Source organism: Pseudonocardia sp. TMWB2A (genome assembly GCF_017312135.1).
In genome coordinates this window covers 2,139,483-2,159,945 of record NZ_QKQY01000002.1, presented here as the reverse complement: position 1 = coordinate 2,159,945, position 20,463 = coordinate 2,139,483, and the positions used below count along the sequence as shown (strand labels likewise).

Sequence of the window (20,463 nt, the reverse complement as noted above, 5' to 3'; positions counted from 1 at the left end):
TCTCCGGTTCTCCGCGCGGTGGCGCGGGTCGGGACGGGCCGCTCGCGTCGTCGGGAACGGGGTTCGGGCAGCGGCATCGTCCCCCGCCGGCGCGGGCCGGGGCCATCGCTGGCGCCGCCCGTAACCCCGGGGAAACCTGATCCGCACGAACCCGGACACATCCGCACGACATCGCACATCGTCGCGGGTCACACTGGGCGCATGACACGCTGGCTGCGTCGCACCCCCGGTGCCTCCCGTCCCCGCATCGAGTTCGGGGCCGACTACAACCCCGAGCAGTGGCCGCGCGCGGTGTGGGAGTCCGACGTCGCACTCATGCGCGAGGCAGGCGTGACGGTCGCGACCGTCGGCGTCTTCTCCTGGGCGCTGCTCCAGCCCGCGCCGGACCGCTGGGACCTCGGGTGGCTCGACGACGTGCTGGACCTGCTGCACGCGGGCGGGATCGCCGTCGACCTCGCGACGGGCACGGCGTCACCCCCGCCGTGGCTGCACCACCGGCACCCGGAGATCCTCGCCGTCGACGCCGACGGCCGGACCCTGGCGCCGGGCGGGCGCCAGCACCACCGCCCGACCTCCCCGGTGTTCCGCCGCCACGCCCTCGCCCTGGTCGAGCGGCTCGCCCGCCGCTACGGCGACCACCCCGCGCTCGCCGCCTGGCACGTGTCCAACGAGCTGGGCTGCCACGACGTCCACGACCACTCCGACGACGCCCGGGTCGCGTTCCGGGCCTGGCTGCAGCGCCGCTACGGCGACCTCGACCGGCTCAACCACGCCTGGGGCACCGCGTTCTGGTCCCAGCACTACGGCGACTGGGACGAGATCGGCACCCCGCGCCGCACCGGCCCGGGCACCCACCCGAACCCGACCCAGCAGCTCGACTTCGCCCGCTTCTCCTCCGACGCGCTGCTCGACCACCTGCGCGCCGAGCGGGACCTGCTGCGCGACCTCACCCCGGACGTGCCCGTGACCACCAACTTCATGGTGATGGGCGAGACCAGCGGTATGGACTACGCGACCTGGGTGCCCGAGGTCGACATCGTCGCCAACGACCACTACGTGTTCCCCGGCCCGGACGCCCGCGACGAGCTGTCGTTCTCGGCCAACCTCACCGGCAACCTCGCCGGCGGGCACCCGTGGTGGCTGATGGAGCACTCGACGTCGGCGGTGAACTGGCAGCCGGTCAACCGCGCCAAACGCCCCGGGGAGCTCGCCCGCGACGCGCTCACCCACCTCGCGCACGGCGCCGACGCGCTCTGCTTCTTCCAGTGGCGCCAGTCCGCGGCGGGCGCGGAGAAGTTCCACTCGGCGATGGTGCCGCACGCCGGGCCGGCCTCGGCGCTGTTCCGCGACGTCACCGCGCTCGGGGCGACACTGCGCGACCTGGCCCCGGTCGCCGGGGCGCGGCGGGTCCCCGCGCCGGCCGCGGTGCTGTGGGACTGGCCGTCGTGGTGGGCCGCCGAGCAGCCGTTCACCCCGACCACCGAGCTGCGCTACAAGGCCGAGGCGCTCGGCTGGTACCGGGCGTTCCTCGACGCCGGGGTGCGGGCCGACGTCACGTCCGCGGACGCGGACCTGTCCGGCTACGGGCTGGTCGTCGCCCCGGTGCTGCACGTGGTCGGCCCGGACCGGGCGGCCGCGCTGACCGCCTACGTCGGGGCCGGTGGGCACCTGGTCACCACCTACTTCTCCGGCACCGTCGACGACGACGCGCACGCCGTCCTCGGCGGCTACCCGGGCGCGCTGCGCGACCTGCTGGGCATCCGGGTCGAGGAGTTCGCGCCGCTCGACCCGGGCGCCGTCGTCGAGCTCGACGACGGCTCCACCGGTGACCTGTGGAGCGAGGCCGTGCAGGTGGTGGACCCGGCCGTCGAGGTGCTCGCCCGCTGGACCGGCGGCGGCACCGACCCGGCCGCGGGGGACCTCGCCGGGCTGCCCGCGGTGACCCGCCGCCCGGTCGGGGACGGGTCGGCGACCTACGTCCCGACCCGCCTCGCCGACCGCGCCCCGCTGCTGCGACGCCTGCTGGCCGCCGCCGGGATCGCCCCCGAGCTGCCCGGCGAGCTGGTGGGACGGGTGGAGCTGGTCCGCCGCGACGGGTTCCGGTTCGTCGTCAACCGGACCGACGCCCCCGTCGACCTGGGGCCGCTCGGCGCGGCGGAGGTGCTCGCCGGCCCGGCCGGCACCCTGCCCCCGCGCGGGGTGACCGTCCTGCGGGACTGAGCCGCGGGATCGAGCCGCACGTTCCGGCCCCCGGGAGGGCGGACACGTGCGTCTCGGCGGGACCGGGGTGCGGACGGCCGGACGCCCCGCCGCGCGGGAGGCGCGGCGGGGCGTCCGGGTCGTACCGGGTGACGCAGGGTCAGCTCGCGTCGAGGTCCTGCTCCAGCAGCGCGGCCAGGGCCGCGACGGCGGCCTCGCCCTGCTCGTCGTCGGAGGAGGTCAGCACGACCTCCTCGCCGGACTTCACGCCCAGGCCCATCACCGACAGGATCGAGGCGGCGTCGACCGGACCACGCTCGCCGTCGGCGGTCCCGATCCTCACCTTGACCCCCTGCTCCTTGGCGGCGGTCACGAACAGGTTGGCGGGGCGGGCGTGCAGCCCGACCGACGAACCGACCTTCACACGGCGCTCGGCCATGGTGGGTGCTCCTTCTCTCGGGTGGGTCAGCCCGCGACCGGCGCGGCGGCCGGGGCGGTGGCGGTCTGCTCGGCGGCGGCCGGGGCCGGGGTGCGGCGGGCCGACTTCAGGCCGACGACCAGGGCGGCGGAGACCAGGGTGCCCGCGATGATCGCCAGCAGGTAGGCGAACGGGTTGCCGATCAGCGGGACCACGAAGATGCCGCCGTGCGGGGCCCGCAGGGTCGCGCCGAAGGCCATCGACAGCGAGCCGGCCACCGCGGACCCGGCCATCAGCGACGGGATGACCCGCAGCGGGTCGGCCGCGGCGAACGGGATCGCGCCCTCGGTGATGAACGAGGCGCCCAGCAGCCAGGCGGCGCGGCCGTTCTCCTGCTCGGCCTTGGTGAACAGGTTCTTGCGGACGGCGGTGGCCAGGGCCAGCGCCAGCGGCGGGGTCATGCCGGCGGCCATGACCGCGGCCATGATCATCAGCGCGGTCTCGGAGCCGGTGGACAGCCCGGCGACGGCGAAGGCGTAGGCGGCCTTGTTGACCGGGCCGCCCATGTCGAAGGCCATCATCAGGCCGAGCAGGGCGCCGAGCAGGATCGCGTTGGTGCCCGAGAGGCCGTTGAGCCAGTTGGTCAGGCCGGTCGTGGCGGCCGCGAGGGGCGTGCCGACGACCAGGAACATGATCGCGCCGACGACGGCGGTACCGATCAGCGGCAGCACCAGCACCGGCATGATCCCGGCCAGGGCGCGCGGCGGCTGCCACAGCTTGAGGCCGTAGACGACCGCACCGGCGAGCAGACCGGCGACCAGACCGCCGAGGAACCCGGCGTGGGTCTGCACGGCGATCATGCCGCCGACGAAGCCGGGCACCAGGGCCGGGCGGTCGGCGATGGCGTAGGCGATGAAGCCGGCCAGGACCGGGACCAGGAAGCCGAACGCCAGGCCACCGACCTGGAACAACAGCGCGGCCCAGGACTGCAGGGCACCCGGGTCGAACACGACCGAGGCGACGCCGTCGTCACCGAAGGAGACGACGTCGGGCGCCTCGGTGATCTGGTAGCCGCCCAGGGCGAAGCCCAGCGCGATCAGCAGACCGCCGGCCGCGACGAACGGGATGACGTAGGAGACGCCGGTCATCAGCCAGCCGCGCAGCTTCGAGCCGAAGCCGGCGCCGAAGTTCTTGGTGTCCAGGTCGGACCCGTCGCGCTGGGCCGGGACGGCGGCCGCGGCCGAGCCCTTCGGCTGCGCGGTCGCCTTCGCGACGGCCTGCTCGATCAGGCCCGGCGCGCCGCCGATGGCCTTCTTGACCGGGGAGGTGACGGTCGGCAGGTGCGCGAAGCGCTCCTTGTCCCGCACCTCGACGTCGGCGGCCAGGATGATCGCCTCGGCCTCGTCGAGCTGGGCCTGGGTGAAGGGCGTCGAGCCCGCGGACCCCTGGGTCTCGACGACGATCTCGTGACCCGCCTCCTCGGCGGCGACCTCGAGGGCCTCGGCGGCCATGTAGGTGTGGGCGATGCCCGTCGGGCATGCGGTGACGGCGAGGAGCTTCACGCTCCCACCTCCTGCTGGATGAAGGTCGCGACGGCGGCCGGGTCGGTGGCGTTGCGGAGCTCGTTCTTGAACGAGGCACGGACCAGGCGACGGGCCAGCGCAGCGAGCACCGTCATGTGGTCGGTGTTCCCGCCCTCGGGGGCGGCGATCATGAAGATGAGGTCGGCGGGGCCGTCCTCGGCGCCGAAGTCGACACCCGACGGCGCGCGGCCGAAGGCCAGCGTCGGCTCGGTGACGGCCGCGGAACGGCAGTGCGGGATGCCGATGCCACCCTCCAGGCCGGTCGGCATCTGGGCCTCGCGGGCCTCGATGTCGGCGAGGAACCGGTCGAGATCGGTGACCCGGCCGGCCTTCACCAGGCGCTCGGCGAGCGCGGTGACGGCGGTCCTGCGGTCGGCCGACGGCACGTCGAGGTCGACCAGATCTGCGGTGATCAGTGCGGTCATGCGGCATCTCCGGTGAGGGCGAGGGTGACGTCCGGCGTGGGGGCCAGTTCGACGTCGTCGATTCGGATGTCGGCCGGACCCGGCGTGGCGGAGCCGGGCAGTCGGCAGGCGGCGGCGCCGTAGGCCACGGCCTGCCGCAGGGCGTCGGGTCCCTCCCCACCCGCGGCCAGGAACCCGGCCAGGGTGGAGTCACCGGCGCCCACCGTGCTGAGCACGGTGATCGGAGGGGTCCGGGCGTGGTACTCGCCGGACCGGTCGACCAGCAGGGCGCCACCGGCGCCCAGGCTGACCAGGACCGCGCCGATCCCGCGGGCACGCAGCTCGCGGGCGGCCAGCAGCACGTCGCCGAGGCTGCCCAGGGGGCGCCCGACGAGCTCGGCCAGCTCGGCGTGGTTGGGCTTCACGAGGTCGGGGGCCGCCGCGACGGCGTGGTGCAGCGGCGCGTCCGAGGTGTCGACGGCGATCCGCAGGCCGGGCCGGCGGCAGCGCCGGACCAGCTCGGCGTAGAAGTCGTCGCCGACGCCCGACGGCAGCGAGCCGCAGCCCACCAGCCAGGTCGCGCCCGCGCCGAGCGCGCAGGCCCGGTCCATCAGGGCCTCGACCTCGTCGGCGGCCAGGTGCGGGCCCCGCTCGTTGATCTTCGTGGTGACGCCGTCCGGCTCGACCAGGGTGATGTTGACCCGGGTGGCCTCGGTGATGGGCACCGCGACGGTGGTGACGTCGGTCGGCTCCAGCAGTGCGGCCAGCCGCTCGCCGGGCGTCGCGCCCGACGGCATCAGCGCCACCGTGCGGTGCCCGGCCGAGGCCAGGGCGCGGGCGACGTTGACGCCCTTGCCGCCGGGGTCGATCCGGACCGACTCGGCCCGGTGGACCTCGCCGCGCACCAGGTGCGGCAGCGCGATGGTCCGGTCCAGGCTCGGGTTCGGGGTGACCGTCACGAACATCCGCGGTGCGGGGACGGAACGGGGTGTCATGCGCGTACCACCTTGGGGCCGGCGGCCTCCAGCGCGGCGGCGTCCGCCGCGTCGAGGCCGGTGTCGGTGATCAGCGTGTCGACCTCGGCCAGCGTGCCGAAGCGGACGAACTGGTCGGAGCCGAACTTGCTGGCGTCGGCGAGGACGACGGTGCGGCGGGCGGCGCGCAGCATCGCCCGCTTGGTCGCGCCCTCGCCGGTGTCGGGTGTGGTGAGGCCGCGTGCCACGGAGAAGCCGTTGGTCCCGATGAAGGCGACGTCGATCGTGAGACCGGCCAGCACCTCGGTGCCCCAGTCGTCGACGGTGGCAAGCGTCGTCCCGCGGACCCGGCCGCCGAGCAGTCGCAGGTCCACGTTCGGGCGCCCGGCCAGCGAGGACGCGATCGGCAGCGAGTTGGTGACGACGGTGACGTCGCGCTCGCGGGGCAGGGTGCTCGCGAGCCGGGAGGTCGTGGTCCCGGCGTCGAGCAGGACGGTCGCGGCGGTGCCCAGCTCGGCGAGGGCGGCCTTGGCGATCCGCTCCTTCTCCGCGCCGAACTGGCTGTCGCGCTGGCCGACCCCGGGCTCGAAGTTCAGCAGGTCCGACGGGATCGCCCCGCCGTGCACCCGCCGGACGAGGGCCTGGCGCTCCAGGGTCCCGAGGTCCCGGCGGATGGTCTCGGGGGTGACATCGAGCTCCTCGGCGACAGCGGCCACGTCGACCCGGCCCCGATCCCGGGTCCGGTCGAGCAGCCACTGCTGACGCTCCGCTGCGTACATCTTCGTTCGCTCCCGCTTCGATGCTTGCTTGTGTCTGAGTATGTGGGTTTTACTGTGTTTGTCAACGGGTCACGTCGAAGTAACCCCGGGAGCCACTCATGCCGAGCACGACCGCCCTCACCGGAATCCCCGCCAGCCCCGGCCGTGCCGGCGGCCGCGTCGTCCGCGTCGCCGAGCCGCCGGGCGAGCCGGCCGCCGGCCCCGCCCCGGCCGACGCCTCCGCCGAGGCCGCGCGGATCGCGCCGGCCGTCGAGCTGGTGTCGCAGCGCCTGACCGCGCGCGCCGCGACCGTCAGCGGGGACGCGCGGGAGGTGCTCGAGGCGACCGTGACGATGGTCGGGGACCCGGCCCTGCTGGAGAGCGCGCAGGACCTGGTCACCGGCCAGGGCCGCCCCGCCGCGCGCGCGGTGTGGGAGGCCGCGAACTCCTTCGCGGAGATGCTGACGTCGATGGGCGGCTACATGGCCGAGCGCGCCCGCGACATCCACGACGTGCGCGACCGCATCGTCGCCGAGCTGCTGGGGCTGCCCGCGCCGGGCGTCGCCGACCTGGACGCGCCCGCCGTGCTCGTCGCGACCGACCTGGCCCCGGCCGACACCGCCGGGCTGAAGCCGGGCGTCGCGCTCGCACTGGTCACCGAGCAGGGCGGCCCGACCAGCCACACCGCGATCCTCGCGCGTTCGCTGGGGATCCCCGCGGTCGTCGGCTGCGCGGGCGCGACCCGGATCGCCGAGGGTGCCGCGCTGACCGTCGACGGCGGCACCGGTGAGGTCGTCGAGGTCGCCACCCTCGACGAGGCCACCGCGTTCGCCGCCGCCGCCTCGGTCACCGCCGAGTGGGACGGCGTCGGCCGCACCGCCGACGGCCTGGTCGTGCCGGTCCTGGCCAACGTCGGCGACGGCCCCGGCGCGGCGAGGGCCGCGGACGCCCGGGCCGAGGGCGTCGGCCTGTTCCGCACCGAGCTCGCGTTCCTCTCCGCGGCCGAGGAACCCACCGAGGCCGCCCAGCGCGAGGTCTACACCGCGGTGCTGTCCGCGTTCGCGGGCAAGCCGGTCACCGCCCGCACCCTCGACGCCGGCGCGGACAAGCCGCTGCCGTTCCTGTCGCTCGACGGCGAGCCCAACCCGGCGCTGGGCGTGCGCGGCCTGCGGATCGCCCGCGTCCCGGGCAACGGCGACGGCGTGCTGGAGCGCCAGCTCGCCGCGCTCGCCGCCGCGGCGAAGGAGACCGGCGTCGCGCTCAAGGTGATGGCGCCGATGGTCGCCACCGCCGAGGAGGCGCGCTGGTTCGTGCAGCGCTGCCGGGCGCACGGTATCGAGCAGGCCGGCGTGATGATCGAGATCCCGGCCGCGGTGCTCACCGCCGACGAGATCATGGCCGAGGTCGACTTCGTCTCGGTCGGCACCAACGACCTGGCCCAGTACCTGTTCGCCGCGGACCGCCAGTCCGGGCCGGTGGCCGCGCTCAACGACCCGTGGCAGCCGGCGCTGCTGCGGCTGATCGGGCTGCTCGGCGAGGCGTCGGCGCGCACCGGCACCCCGGTCGGGGTGTGCGGCGAGGCCGCGGCCGACCCGGGGCTCGCCGCGGTGCTGGTGGGGCTCGGCGTCGCGAGCCTGTCGATGGGCTCGGGCGCGCTCGCCGCGGTCGGGGCGAACCTGGCCGGGCTGACGGTGGAGCAGTGCCGGGAGCGGGCGCGCGCGGCCTGCGCCGCGGCCGACCCGATCGCGGCCCGCCGGGCCGTCGCCGCCCTCGACGGCTGATCGTCCGTTCGTCGCGTCCGTCCTTCCGCTCGGCCGTGCGGTGGACGGACCGGCGGCCGTCACGCCGCTGGTCGCAGTGACCTGTGGTCCCACCGGACGTACCCGGCCACCGGTTGCCCCCGGCGACCCGCGGTTGTTGGCTCGACACACGGCGTGATCCTGTATCGCGAACCGGGGCGCCGTCCGACGACCGGAGGTCACCCATGTCCGAGGGACCGCTTGCCCACGCCGTCCGGGTGGCCTCGGAGCAGGCCTATGTCGACGGGCTGTCCGAGGGCCGCCGCGAGGCCTGGGAACGGGCCTCGGGGGCCCGTCCGGAGCCGGCGTCGAAGCGGCTGCTCGTGCACCTGTCGCACTCCATCGAGCGCGCGGTGATGTCCGGTCCGCGGGAGGACCCGACGGTCGTCGTCGCGCTGTTCCAGCAGCTGCGCTTCTTCGACCGCGAGCGCGAGGTCTACGCGCGGATGGCCCAGGCCGGGATGCACGTCGTCGTCGCGTTCGCCGACGGCGGGGTGCACGACGTGCCGGACGGCGTCCACCTCGTGGTGCTGGACCCGGACGAGCCGCTGGCGTCGGAGTGGAGCGTCGTCGCGCTCGGGCCCGGGGCGGGTGCGTTCCTGGTCGCGACCGACCAGTACGCCCGCGACCCGCGCGAGCAGGGCGAGGCCGGGCGGGTGTTCCTCGGACGCTGGGGCTACGCCCGTGCCCAGGCCGGGACCGAGCTCGCGCGGCTGCGGTTCGCGCTGGGGGACCGGCTGCCGTCCTCGGTGCGGCGCACGGTCGACGAGCTGCTCGGCTCCTCGATGCCGACCGGCGGCGACCCGGCGGCCTCGGCGGGCACCACCGGCGAGGCGTGGGCGACGACCTCGCTCAACCACATGATCGACCGGTTGCTGTCGGCCCGGGCCGGCACCCGTGAGCTGCGGTCCCAGCTGGCCGACGCCCAGCGCGCCGCGGCCGCCCGTGCCGCCGCCGCGGTCGACCCGGCGAGCGGCCTGCCCACCGCCGAGGCCCTGGACCGCTTCGCCGGTCCGGCGGGGCCGGAGGCGCTGCCCGTCGGCGTCGCGCTGTTCGACCTGCCCGGCCTCGACGGCTCCGTCGTGCACGACGACGACCGCGCCGCCTGGTTCGCCGCCCACCAGGTCGCGGCGGCGATGACCCAGCCGCTCGGCCCGGTCGACGCGGCCCTGCGGCTGTCCGAGCGCGAGTTCGCGCTGGTCGTGCCCGGTGCCTCGGACCGGCACCTGGCCGGGCTCTGCGACCGGGTCGGCGAGCGGCTGGCGCTGGCCTCGCAGGGCTGGCCGGGCATCGCGCTGGCCGGGCGGGTCGCGTTCGCGGTCACGACGACCCGGCCGTTGCCGCTGGCCGACCTGCGCGAGGCGCTGGCCCACCTGCCTGAGGAACCGGGCGACGCCGGCCCGGTCGACGCCGGCCGGAACCCGGCCGGGGACCGCATCGTCGTCGCGGCGACCGGGCGGGAGGGCGCCCCGCCGCGGCCGTCCCCGGAGCCGTCGGCCGCGGCCCGCCACCGCGGTCCCGACGACGTCGCACCGCGCCCGCGCCCGGCCGGGAACGGCGGCGGGTCCGACGACCCGGTCGCGCCCCCGCCCGACGCGCACGCCCCGCCGCCGCGGCCCGCGCCGGCCCCGCCGCCGTCGCGGCCCCGGCCCTACCTCGACGCGTCCTCGACCGGCCCGCAGCCGGTCACCGGCGAGGCGGCCGCCGACCCGCGGGCCGCGGCGCAGGAGGCGCTGCGCCGCCTGGTCCAGGGCGACCAGGGTGCCGGCTACGACGTGTTCGCCGACCGGCACCCGGGCGGCGGTCACCCCGGCTGACCGGCGCGTTCGCCCTGGGCGGAGCTGCCCAGGGCAGAACCGGGCGCGGACCGGGCCGTCCCCCGGCCACGGTGGGGTCATGAGCGACTCACCGCGCACCCCGCGCTTCGACGACCGCGCCCGCCGCGACCTCTACGACCAGCGCGTCGTGGTGCTCGACGGCCCCCTCGACGACGACAACGGCACCCTGCTCGCCACCCAGGTCGTGGCGCTGGCCGCCCGCGACCCGGACGCCGACATCGCCTTCTGGATCCACTCGCCCGGCGGGTCGGTGCCGGCGATGCTGGCGCTGCGGGACCTGTTCCGGCTGGTGCCCTGCGACGTCTCGACGCTCGTGCTCGGCATCGCCTACAGCGCCGGGCAGTTCCTGCTCTCGGCGGGCACCCCGGGCAAGCGGCGCGCGCTGCCGCACTCGCGGGTGCTGATGCACCAGGGCTCGTCGGGGATCGGCGGGACGGCCGTCGACATCGAGCTGCAGGCCGACGACCTGCGCCACACCCGCGACACCGTGCTCGGCCTGATCGCCCAGGACACCGGGCAGCCGGTGGACCGGATCTTCACCGACTCGCTGCACGACCGCTGGTACTCCGCGGCCGAGGCGCTCGACTACGGCTTCGTCGACGCCGTCGTCGACCGGTTCGACCAGGTGGTGCCGCGCCGCGGTGCCGTCCCGACCGGCTTCGGCGTGGGGCGGTGACGGCGGTGAGCACCTACACGATCCCGAACGTCATCGCCCGCACCCCGGGTGGCGAGCGGGTCCTCGACGTCTACTCCCACCTGCTCACCGAGCGGGTCGTCTACCTGGGCACCGAGATCGACGCGGGCGTGGCGAACGCGCTGATCGCCCAGCTGCTGTTCCTGGAGGCCGACGACCCCGACCGCGAGGTGCAGCTCTACGTCAACTGCGGGGGCGGCGACCCCAGCGCGATGCTCGGCATCTACGACACGCTGCGTCACGTCCGCTGCCCGGTCGCGACGACGTGCGTCGGCCAGGCCGTCTCGGTGGGGGCGGTGCTGCTCGCCGCCGGGACCGAGGGTCGTCGCGGCGCGCTGCCGCACGCCCGGGTCGTGCTGCACCAGCCGGCGGCGCAGGGCCGCGGGTCCATCCCGGACCTGATCCTGCAGGCCGACGAGCTGGTCCGGATCCGTGCCGACATCGAGGAGATCCTGGCCCGGCACACCGGGCAGACCGTCGAGCGGCTGCGCGCCGACACCGACCACGACCGCGTGTTCACCGCGTCCGCGGCCCGGGACTACGGCCTGCTCGACACCGTGCTCGAACCGCAGCCGCCGCGCACCCGCGAGCGTCGCTGAGCGGCGCCGGGTCAGGCCGCCAGCGCGTAGGCGCACTGCGGCCCGTGCGCCCGCGGGGCCGTCGCGAGACCGTCGGCGACGCCGCGGGTCAGCCCGGCCAGGTCGGTCCCGAGCGCCCCGGCGACGGCGGCGATCATCTCGCTGGAGGGCTCCTTGCGGCCCCGCTCCACCTCCGAGAGGTACTGCGGGGACACCCCGGCGCGCCCGGCCGTCGCGTGCAGGGTCTCGCCGCGGGCGTGCCGCCGTCGTCGCAGCTCACGACCGAGTGCGTGCCGCCAGAGGGGTTCGCTCATGGGGGCACGGTAGGGCCGGACGGCGGCCGCGGTCCCCGGGTTCCGCCCACAGCGGAACCCGGGGCGGGCGCTCAGGCCTTCAGGAAGTCGAGCAGCGCGGCGTTGAACTCGTCGGGGTGGGTCGCGTTGAGACCGTGCGGGCCACCCTCGATCAGCACGAGCCGAGCACCCTCGATCGCCTCGTGCGAGCGCTTGCCGGACACCTCGAACGGGACGATCGCGTCGGCGTCGCCGTGGATGACCAGGGTCGGGATGCCGGCGTCGGAGACCTTCTGCACGTCGTCGCGGAAGTCGGTGCGCCCGAACGCGGTGATGCAGTCCAGGGTGCCCTTCGGCGACGCGAACTCGGCGATCGCGCGGTGGTAGGCACGGTTCGGCTCGCTGATCAGGTCGGTCCGGTCGCCCGCGGCGAAGAAGTTCGACGTGAACTCCTCCAGGAAGGCGATCCGGTCACCGGTGACGCCGCCCTGGAACTGCTCGATCGTGGCGTCGTCGAGACCGCCGTCGGGGTTGTCGTCGGACTGGTAGAGGTACGGCGGGACGGCCGCGGCCAGCACGGCGCGGGCGACCCGGTCGGTGCCGTGCCGCGCGATGTGGCGGACGACCTCGCCGCCGCCCATCGAGAACCCGACGAGGGTGGCCTCGCGCAGGTCGAGGTGCACGAGCAGGGCGTGCAGGTCGTCGGCGAAGGTGTCGTAGTCGTAGCCGTCCCAGGGCTGGGAGGACTGGCCGAAGCCACGACGGTCGTAGGTCACGACCCGGTGACCGGCGTCGACCAGCGCAGGGACCTGCTTCTCCCAGGACCTCCCCGACAGCGGCCAGCCGTGGATCAGCACGACGGGGGCGCCAGAACCCTGGTCGGTGTAGTGCAGCTCGACCGGGCTGCCGTTCTCGGTACCGATGCTGAGCTGGGGCATGGGGTGCTCCTCCGGGAAGATCGGTTGCGTCCTCCCGATTCGCGTACCCGCCCCGCCGCGGGCCTACCCGTCGACGGCCGTGCCCTGCCCGAGCATCCGCTCCAGCACGGCGCGGACGGTCGCGTCCTCCACGGTGTAGTACACGTAGGTCCCCTCGCGCCGGTTCTCGACCAGGCCCGACAGCCGCAGCTTGGACAGGTGCTGGCTCACCGCCGTGGGGGCGGCGCCGACCAGGTCGGCGAGGCAGGCCACCGAGGACTCGCCCTGCAGCAGCGCCCAGAGGATCTTGACCCGGGTCGGGTCGGAGAGCATGCGCATCGCGTCCGCCACCCGGCGGACCTCGTCCTCGGGCGGCATCGCGAAGCCGTGGATGGACTCGTGCACGACGCCGAGGATACCTGCGTGACTGCGCGGATGGTCCACCGTCTCACCATCTGGATGGCTGGCTGCGTATCTTCGTGCATGCGCAGGTACGGTTCCACGCATGCGATCCGCTCTGACCCTGCCCGAGGTCCGCTGGGCCGGGGCCTCCCTGCTGGCCTTCCTGGCCGCGCTCGGGGCCGACCTGCTCGGCGCGCCGTCCGCGGTGGTCGTCGGCCTGTACCTGGCCTGCTACGTCCTCGGCGGCTGGGAGCCCGCGCTCGAGGGCCTGCGCGCGCTCGGGGAGAAGCGGCTCGACGTCGACCTGCTGATGATCGTCGCCGCGGTCGCGGCCGCCGCGATCGGACAGTGGTTCGACGGCGGCCTGCTCGTCGTCATCTTCGCGACGTCCGGCGCGCTGGAGTCGGTCATGACCGCCCGCACCCGGGCCGGCATCCACGCGCTGCTCGACCTCGCCCCGGAGACGGCCACCGTCGCCGACGACGACGGCACCGAGCGCACCCTCCCGGCGGCCGGGCTCGTCGCGGGGCAGGTCGTGGTCGTCCGGCCGGGGGAGCGGGTCCCCGGCGACGGCACCGTGCTCGACGGGGTGTCGGAGGTCGACACCTCCGCGCTGACCGGGGAGCCGGTCCCGGCCCGCACCGGCCCCGGCGACGCGGTGCTCGCGGGCACCGTGAACGGCACCGGCGTGCTGCGGGTCCGGGTCTCGCGGGACGCGGCGGACACCGTCGTCGCGGGGGTCGCGGCGCAGGTCGAGCGGGCCGCGGAGACCAAGGCGGGCCGCCAGCTGTTCATCGAGCGCGTCGAGCAGCGCTACTCGGTGCTGGTCGTCGCGGGGACGGTGCTGCTGCTCACCGTGCCGCTGCTGCTCGGCGCCCCGTTCCAGGAGACGCTGCTGCGCGCGATCGTCTTCATGATCGTGGCCTCGCCGTGCGCGATCGTGCTCGCGACGATGCCGCCGCTGCTCGCCGCGGTCGCGGTGTCCGGCCGGCGCGGGACGCTGGTCAAGGACGTCACCGTGCTGGAGGCGCTCGCCGAGGTCGACACCGTGGTGCTCGACAAGACCGGCACGCTGACCTCCGGCCGCCCGCAGGTGGTGTCGGTGACCCCGCTCGGGTCCCGGCGCGCCGACGAGCTGCTCGCCCTGGCCGGGGCCGCCGAGGCCGGCAGCGAGCACGTGCTGGGCCGGGCGGTGCGCGCGCACGCCCTGGAGCGCGGCCTGCACCTGCCCCACGCCGAGGGGTTCACCGCGGTCCCGGGCGAGGGTGTGCGGGCGGTCGTCGGCGGGCGGAGCGTCGCCGTCGGGCGCCCGGAGCTCGCCGGTGACGTGGAGGTCCCCGGGGTCGCCGCGCTGCAGGAGGCGGGGCGGACCGCCGTCGTCGTGCTGGTGGACGGCGAGCCCGCCGGGGTGGTCGGGCTGTCCGACGAGCCGCGTCCGGGTGCCGCGACCGCGCTGGCCGCGCTGCGCCGCGAGGTCGGCGGCGACCCGCAGGTCCTCACCGGCGACGCCGAGCGCCCGGCCCGGGTGCTCGCCGAGCGGCTCGGCCTGACCCGGGTGCGGGCCGGGCTGCTGCCCGACGGCAAGGTCGAGGTCGTCCGCGCCGAGCAGGCCCGGGGCCGCCGGGTGCTCGCCGCGGGCGACGGCATCAACGACGCGCCGCTGCTCGCGTCGGCCGACGTCGGCCTCGTGGTCTCCGAGGGGGCGGGGGCGCTGTCCCTGGAGGCCGCCGACGGCGTGCTCACCCGTGACCCGCTCGGCTCGCTGGCCCCGCTGGTCGTGCTGGCCCGGCGGGCTCGGCGGATCGCGCGGGCGAACCTGGCCTTCGCCGCCACGGTGATCGTGGTCCTGGTCGGGTGGGACCTGTTCGGAACGTTGCCGCTGGTCGTCGGCGTCGCCGGGCACGAGCTGTCCACGGTGCTCGTGTGCCTGAACGGGCTGCGGCTGCTCGTCGTCGCGCGCCGGGAGGACCGGCTGGCCAGGGCCGCCGTCGCGCCGGTCGCCGTGGATCCCGAACGGGAGCGCGTCGGGGCCTGACGGGTGCTCCGGCCGGTCCTGCTCAGGCCGGGGCGACCGCCAGCGCGGCCAGCGCCATCCGGCGCAGCACCGCGGCCCGGGCGTCCGCCCCGCGCGGGGACGGCTGCTCGGCCCGCGGTGCGTACGGCGTGGAGTTGAGCAGGCCGAACACCCCGTGGGCGACGGTGCGGGCCTCGGCCGGGGCGACGTCGGGGTGCGCCCGGCGCAGCGTGTCCACCCACAGCTCGACGTAGGTGCGCTGCAGCCGCCGCACGGTGCGGCGCGGCTCCTCGGGCAGGTTCGCCAGGTCCCGGTCCTGCACGACGATCAGCTCCGGCTCGCGGGTCGCGAACGCGACGTGGAAGTCGACGAGGTCGGCCAGCGCGGCACCGGGGTCGTCGTGGTGCACGCGGGCGCGGCCGCCGTCGAGCAGGCGCTCGGAGATGTCGATGAGCAGCTCGGCGAGCAGCGCCTCCTTGCCGGGGAAGTGCCGGTAGAGGGCGGGGCCGCTGACGCCGACCGCGGCGCCCAGGTCGGCGATGCTCACCCCGTGGAAGCCGTGCCGGGCGAACAGCCGGGCCGCCTCGGTGAGGATCTGCTCGCGCCGCGACGGAGCCTCCGTGCGCGCGCCCGCGCCGTCCGCGGGGGAGGGTCCTGCTGCGACCATCGGACGATCGTAGCGTCGTCGGTTAACGGTTGTTAACGCCCCGTGCGGTCCGTCTCAGGCTCCGCACAGGTCGGCGGCGATACCCTCGTGAGCGTGATGAGGACCCTGCGCCGGATGCGCGAGCGTCTCGGCGTGCGCGCCGCGTCCGCCCTCGCGGCGGCGACGGCGGTCGCGATGGTGCTCGTCGTCGCCGGTGTGTCGCTGGTGCTGATCCTGGAGAGTCAGCTCAAGCGCAACACCGAGCAGGCGCTGCTGGCCAACGCCCAGCAGGTCGCCGAGCGGATCCAGGCCAACTTCGCCGAGCGGCGTCCGGGGGACCCGGCCAAGGAGAACGCGGTGATCACCACCGCGCGGCGGACCGACCTCGTGCAGGTCGTCACCGCGTGGAGCGACCGCACCGGGGCGCCCGACGAGCGGGTCGGGTCGAACGGCGAGGGGCGCGACATCGAGGTGTTCGCCTCCTCCCCGCCGCTGGACGGGCAGCCGAAGCTCGTGGACTGGGTCCTCGCCCCGCACGAGTCGCGCGCCCAGATGGACGTGCCGGTCACCTTCCACGACGTCGCCGGCCCCGAGTCGGGATCCGGCTCCGACGACGGTGCGGGCCCGCTCGAGACCGAGAACATGATGGTCGTCGGGCTCGGAGTGCGGGCCTTCGACCGGCCGATCACGATCTACTCCGCCCAGCCGACCGACCAGATGCACAACGCCGTCAACCTCGTGACCTGGCTCGTCGCGGGCGGGGTCCCGCTGCTGGTGCTGGTCGCGGGCGGCTTCACCTACCTGTTCGCCGGCCGCGCGCTGCGCCCGGTGGAGGACATGCGGTCCCGGGTCGCCGGGATGGGCGACAAGGACCTCTCCCAGCGTGTCGACGAGCCGGTCGCCCGCGACGAGGTCGGCCGTCTCGCCCGCACCATGAACCAGATGCTCGGGCGGATCGAGTCCTCCCAGGCGACCCAGCGCCGCTTCGTCGCCGACGCCAGCCACGAGCTGCGCAGCCCGCTCGCGACCGTGTCGACCGGTCTGGAGCTGCTCGGCTCGGGCATGCCGGAGGCGTCCGCGGACCGGGCCACCGTCGACGTCCTGCGCGGGGAGGCCTCGCGGCTGACCGGCCTGGTCGAGAACCTGCTGTTCCTCGCCCGTGCCGACGAGCGCGGCATCGCGCCGCGCCGCGAGGAGGTCGACCTCGACGAGATCGCCGACGCCGAGCGGGAGCGTCCGTCGGCCGAGACCGCCGTCGCGGTCCGGGTGACGAGCGAGCCCGTCCGGGTGGTCGGCGACCGCGGCCAGCTGGTGCGGGTGCTGCGCAACCTGGTCGACAACGCCAAGCGGCACGCGTCGTCGACGGTCGCGGTGTCGGTCCGGGCCGAGGGCGACCTCGCGGTGATCGAGGTCGACGACGACGGCAACGGCGTCCCCGAGGCCGACCGCGCCCGGGTCTTCGAGCGCTTCGTGCGGCTCGACGAGGCCCGTTCCCGCGGGGACGGCGGCTCCGGGCTCGGCCTGGCGATCGTCGCCGAGCTGGTCGCGGCGCACGGCGGGACCGTGGAGGCGGCCTCGTCGCCCGCGCTGGGCGGGGCCCGGTTCCGGGTCACCGTGCCCGCCGTGACGGCACCGCTGCCCGAGGAGGAGGCCTCCGGACCGGTGGACGCCGACCACGCCGGGGCCGGGCTCGACGGCGAGCCGGCCGCGGAGCTGTGCGACGACCGGCCCTCCGGTCCGATCCCGCGGGTGACCACGCGGTCGCCGTGGGCACGGGCCGAGGAGCCCGCCGACTTCGGCCCGGACGCGTGGCTGGGGCAGGGCGGCGCCGACCACGGGACACCGGAGCACGGCACGGCGCGGAACGGCACGGCGCGGAACGGCACGGCGCAGAACGGCACGGCGCAGAACGGCACGGCGCAGAACGGCACGGCGCAGAACGGCACGGCGCAGAACGGCACGGCGCAGCCCGACCCGGCGCGGAACGGTGCGGCGCGGAACGGTGCGGCGCGGAACGGTGCGGCGCAGGGCGGCGCGGCGCAGGGCGGCGCGGCGTCGGGCGGCACCGCTCCGGTCCGCCCGGTCATGGGCTCCGCGGTCGCTCCCGAGGGCCCCGTGGGGGCGGGCGCGTCGGCGCGCGGGACCGCCGCTGCGGATGGCATGATGCGCACGCCCGGTGACCCGGCCGTCACCCACGGCTCGGGCACGGACGGTCGGACCCCGGACAGCGGTCCGGTGACGACCCCGCCCGACCCGGAGGACGACGTGTCCGCACCACCCGCCCACAGTCGTCTCGACCCGCCGACCGGCCCGCTGCCGATCCGGCCGAACACCGTCGGCAGTCCGTTCGACGAGAACGCCACCCGGCCGTTGCCGGTCGTCACGCCGCGTGGGCAGCGGGGCCGTGGCGGCACCGCCGTCGCCAGCCGGGAGACGGCCCGTGACACCCGGGACACCGGGCGCGAGCCCGCCCGGGCCGAGCGGGAGCCGGTCGGGACGCCGTCGCCGCGGCGGCCGTTCGACCGTCGTCGCTGAGCGGGTCCCCGCAGGTCAGCGGGGCGGCGCGGGCGCGGGCTCGGACATCCGGTAGCCGACGCCGCGCAGCGTCTCGATGCTGTGCGTCCCGAACGGTGCGTCGATCTTGCGGCGCAGGTAGCCGACGTAGACCTCGACGACGTTGACCTCGCCGTCGTAGTGGGCGTCCCAGACCGAGCGCAGGATGTCGGTCTTGGTCACGACCTGCCCGGTGTTCTGCATCAGGTGCTCGAGCACGCCGAACTCGCGCGGGGTCAGCGGGATCTCGGTCTCGCCGCGGTGCACCCGGTGCGTGCCCGGGTCCAGTCTGAGGTCCCCGACCCGCAGCACGGTCGGTGCGGCCTCCCCGGCCCGGCGCAGCAGCGCGCGCAGCCGCGCCTGCAGCACGACGAACGAGAACGGCTTGGTCAGGTAGTCGTCCGCGCCGAGGTCGAAGGCGTCGGCCTCGTCGTACTCGCCGTCCTTGGCGGTCAGCATGAGCACCGGCGTCCACACGCCGCGGTCGCGCAGGTGCTGCAGGATCCGGTAGCCCGACAGGCCCGGCAGCATGATGTCGAGGATGACCACGTCGTGCCGGCCGGTCAGCGCGAGCTGCAGCCCGGTGGGGCCGTCGTGCGCGACCTCCACCTCGTGCCCCTCCCCGGCGAGGCCGCGGCGGACCAGCTCGGCGAGCGGCTTCTCGTCCTCGACCAGTAGCAGGCGCACGCACCCAGCCTAGTCCGCGGGACGCCCGCTCTGGACGCCACGTGTTAACAACCGCTAACCTGTTAACGGTCATTAACAGAAAGCGTTCCCCGGGAGGTCCGATGACGGCACCGCAGGCCCCACCCGCGCCGGCCCCGGAGGCCCCGCGGCTCGGCACGGCGGTGGATCCGGCCGACCCGCGCGCCGCGGAGAACGACGCCGCGCACCGCGCCCTGGTCGCCGACCTGCGCGACCGGCTGGAGCGGACCCGGCTCGGCGGGCCGGAGCGCTCGCGGGCCCGGCACGTCGAGCGTGGGAAGCTGCTGCCGCGTGACCGGGTGGACGCGCTGGTCGACCCGTCGTCGCCGTTCCTGGAGCTGTCCCCGCTGGCCGCGAACGGCATGTACGACGACCAGGCCCCCGGCGCCGGGATGATCACCGGGGTCGGGCGGGTCGCCGGCCGGGAGGTCGTGGTCGTCGCCAACGACGCGACCGTCAAGGGCGGCACCTACTACCCGATGACGGTCAAGAAGCACCTGCGCGCGCAGGAGGTGGCGCTGCACAACCGGCTGCCCTGCGTGTACCTGGTGGACTCCGGGGGCGCGTACCTGCCCGAGCAGGACGACGTGTTCCCCGACCGCGAGCACTTCGGCCGGATCTTCTACAACCAGGCGCAGATGTCCGGGCAGGGCATCCCGCAGATCGCCGCCGTCCTCGGCTCCTGCACCGCGGGTGGCGCCTACGTCCCCGCGATGAGCGACGAGGCCGTCATCGTCCGCAACCAGGGCACGATCTTCCTGGGTGGCCCGCCGCTGGTGAAGGCCGCGACCGGCGAGGTCGTCACCGCCGAGGAGCTGGGCGGCGGGGACCTGCACGCGAAGGTCTCCGGCGTCACCGACCACCTCGCCGTCGACGACGCCGATGCGCTCGCCCGGGTCCGCGCGATCGTCGCGACGCTCGGCCCGCGCGCCCCGCGGCCGTGGGAGGTGCGCCCCACCGAGGAGCCCGCCGTCGACCCCGCCGGGCTCTACGCCGCGGTGCCCACCGACACCCGCACCCCCTACGACGTGCGCGAGGTCATCGCCCGCGTCGTCGACGGCTCGCGGTTCGCCGAGTTCAAGTCCGAGTACGGCACCACCCTGGTCACCGGGTTCGCCCGGATCCACGGCCACCCGGTCGGGATCGTCGCCAACAACGGGATCCTGTTCTCCGAGTCCGCGACCAAGGGCGCGCACTTCGTCGAGCTGTGCGACCAGCGCGGCATCCCGCTGGTGTTCCTGCAGAACATCTCCGGCTTCATGGTCGGCCGCGAGTACGAGGCGGGCGGCATCGCCCGCAACGGCGCGAAGATGGTCACCGCCGTCGCCTCCACCCGGGTGCCGAAGCTGACCGTCGTCATCGGCGGGTCCTTCGGCGCCGGCAACTACGCGATGTGCGGGCGGGCGTACTCGCCGCGGTTCCTGTTCATGTGGCCCAACGCCCGCATCTCGGTCATGGGCGGCGAGCAGGCCGCCACCGTGCTCGGCACCGTCGGCAACGCCGACCCGGACGCGATCCGCGCCCAGTACGAGGAGCAGGGACATCCCCTCTACTCCACCGCCCGGCTGTGGGACGACGGCGTCATCGACCCCGCCGACACCCGCACCGTCCTCGGGCTGTCCCTGTCCGTCGCCGCCAACGCGCCCCTGGCCGACCCGGCCTTCGGCGTCTTCCGGATGTGAGGCCCC

The 20,463-nt window shown here is 75.5% G+C and carries 17 protein-coding genes and 3 pseudogenes; 9 read left to right on the top strand and 11 right to left on the bottom strand.

Annotated features, from left to right (window positions below; genetic code table 11):
* Window positions 1-201: 201 nt before the first annotated feature.
* The gene (locus DMP17_RS24860) at window positions 202-2,220 is read left to right on the top strand and encodes a beta-galactosidase (protein ID WP_337830748.1); all 2,019 of its coding nucleotides are present in this window, start codon (window positions 202-204) and stop codon (window positions 2,218-2,220) included.
* 139 nt (window positions 2,221-2,359) lie between these two features.
* Here the strand turns inward: DMP17_RS24860 and DMP17_RS24855 are convergent, their stop codons facing one another.
* From DMP17_RS24855 to DMP17_RS24835, 5 genes are read right to left on the bottom strand one after another with little or no spacing between them, the layout of a single operon-like run.
* Complete coding sequence (locus DMP17_RS24855) at window positions 2,360-2,638, bottom strand: HPr family phosphocarrier protein (protein WP_226354180.1); 279 nt, start codon at window positions 2,636-2,638, stop codon at window positions 2,360-2,362.
* Window positions 2,639-2,664: 26 nt separating this feature from the next.
* Window positions 2,665-4,179: a PTS fructose transporter subunit IIC gene (locus DMP17_RS24850; RefSeq protein ID WP_337830747.1), complete on the bottom strand. Its 1,515-nt coding sequence runs from the start codon at window positions 4,177-4,179 to the stop codon at window positions 2,665-2,667.
* Window positions 4,176-4,625, bottom strand: a complete 450-nt coding sequence (locus DMP17_RS24845; RefSeq protein WP_226354179.1) for a PTS sugar transporter subunit IIA — start codon at window positions 4,623-4,625, stop codon at window positions 4,176-4,178. The genes DMP17_RS24850 and DMP17_RS24845 overlap by 4 nt, the downstream gene beginning before the upstream one ends.
* On the bottom strand, window positions 4,622-5,569 hold the full coding sequence (pfkB, locus tag DMP17_RS24840; RefSeq protein ID WP_226356598.1) for a 1-phosphofructokinase: 948 nt from the start codon (window positions 5,567-5,569) through the stop codon (window positions 4,622-4,624). Before pfkB ends, DMP17_RS24845 begins: the two co-directional genes overlap by 4 nt.
* 26 nt (window positions 5,570-5,595) lie before the next feature.
* Window positions 5,596-6,357, bottom strand: a complete 762-nt coding sequence (locus DMP17_RS24835; RefSeq protein ID WP_226354178.1) for a DeoR/GlpR family DNA-binding transcription regulator — start codon at window positions 6,355-6,357, stop codon at window positions 5,596-5,598.
* 98 nt (window positions 6,358-6,455) lie between these two features.
* Between DMP17_RS24835 and DMP17_RS24830 the strand changes: the two genes are divergently transcribed.
* The 4 genes from DMP17_RS24830 (at window position 6,456) to DMP17_RS24815 (ending at window position 11,266) form a co-directional block, all read left to right on the top strand.
* Complete coding sequence (locus DMP17_RS24830; protein ID WP_337830746.1) at window positions 6,456-8,117, top strand: putative PEP-binding protein; 1,662 nt, start codon at window positions 6,456-6,458, stop codon at window positions 8,115-8,117.
* 203 nt (window positions 8,118-8,320) lie between these two features.
* Window positions 8,321-9,952 (top strand): DICT sensory domain-containing protein, encoded by a 1,632-nt coding sequence (locus DMP17_RS24825; protein WP_305080725.1) that lies wholly within the window; start codon window positions 8,321-8,323, stop codon window positions 9,950-9,952.
* Window positions 9,953-10,031: 79 nt separating this feature from the next.
* Window positions 10,032-10,649, top strand: a complete 618-nt coding sequence (locus DMP17_RS24820; RefSeq protein WP_062398509.1) for a ClpP family protease — start codon at window positions 10,032-10,034, stop codon at window positions 10,647-10,649.
* A 5-nt stretch (window positions 10,650-10,654) separates the two neighbouring features.
* Complete coding sequence (locus tag DMP17_RS24815; protein ID WP_062403890.1) at window positions 10,655-11,266, top strand: ClpP family protease; 612 nt, start codon at window positions 10,655-10,657, stop codon at window positions 11,264-11,266.
* An 11-nt stretch (window positions 11,267-11,277) separates the two neighbouring features.
* On the opposite strand, the gene DMP17_RS24810 is transcribed toward DMP17_RS24815, so the two are convergent.
* The 3 genes from DMP17_RS24810 to DMP17_RS24800 form a co-directional block, all read right to left on the bottom strand.
* The gene (locus DMP17_RS24810) at window positions 11,278-11,559 is read right to left on the bottom strand and encodes a helix-turn-helix domain-containing protein (protein ID WP_226354176.1); all 282 of its coding nucleotides are present in this window, start codon (window positions 11,557-11,559) and stop codon (window positions 11,278-11,280) included.
* Between the two features lie 71 nt (window positions 11,560-11,630).
* Entirely contained in the window at window positions 11,631-12,476 is an 846-nt protein-coding gene (locus DMP17_RS24805) for an alpha/beta fold hydrolase (RefSeq protein ID WP_337830745.1), read from the bottom strand.
* A gap of 63 nt (window positions 12,477-12,539) precedes the next feature.
* A complete protein-coding gene (locus DMP17_RS24800; RefSeq protein ID WP_226354174.1) occupies window positions 12,540-12,860 on the bottom strand; it encodes an ArsR/SmtB family transcription factor in 321 nt (106 codons plus the stop codon).
* A gap of 100 nt (window positions 12,861-12,960) precedes the next feature.
* Between DMP17_RS24800 and DMP17_RS24795 the strand changes: the two genes are divergently transcribed.
* The gene (locus DMP17_RS24795) at window positions 12,961-14,892 is read left to right on the top strand and encodes a heavy metal translocating P-type ATPase (protein ID WP_337830744.1); all 1,932 of its coding nucleotides are present in this window, start codon (window positions 12,961-12,963) and stop codon (window positions 14,890-14,892) included.
* Window positions 14,893-14,914: 22 nt separating this feature from the next.
* Here DMP17_RS24795 and DMP17_RS24790 read toward each other — a convergent pair whose 3' ends face one another.
* Window positions 14,915-15,538: an SACE_7040 family transcriptional regulator gene (locus DMP17_RS24790; RefSeq protein WP_308817283.1), complete on the bottom strand. Its 624-nt coding sequence runs from the start codon at window positions 15,536-15,538 to the stop codon at window positions 14,915-14,917.
* 96 nt (window positions 15,539-15,634) lie between these two features.
* Here DMP17_RS24790 and DMP17_RS46450 point away from each other — a divergent pair.
* Window positions 15,635-16,675, top strand: a pseudogene (locus tag DMP17_RS46450) (histidine kinase dimerization/phospho-acceptor domain-containing protein); the annotation flags it as partial.
* Window positions 16,676-16,783: 108 nt separating this feature from the next.
* Window positions 16,784-17,128: pseudogene (locus tag DMP17_RS46445) on the top strand (sensor histidine kinase); the annotation flags it as partial.
* Window positions 17,129-17,437: 309 nt separating this feature from the next.
* Here DMP17_RS46445 and DMP17_RS46440 read toward each other — a convergent pair.
* Window positions 17,438-17,713: pseudogene (locus DMP17_RS46440) on the bottom strand (hypothetical protein); the annotation flags it as partial.
* 354 nt (window positions 17,714-18,067) lie between these two features.
* Window positions 18,068-18,757, bottom strand: coding sequence for a response regulator transcription factor (locus DMP17_RS24780; RefSeq protein WP_337830743.1), 690 nt, complete (start codon window positions 18,755-18,757; stop codon window positions 18,068-18,070).
* 101 nt (window positions 18,758-18,858) lie between these two features.
* Between DMP17_RS24780 and DMP17_RS24775 the strand changes: the two genes are divergently transcribed.
* Window positions 18,859-20,457, top strand: a complete 1,599-nt coding sequence (locus DMP17_RS24775) for a carboxyl transferase domain-containing protein (RefSeq protein ID WP_226367877.1) — start codon at window positions 18,859-18,861, stop codon at window positions 20,455-20,457.
* Window positions 20,458-20,463: the final 6 nt, after the last annotated feature.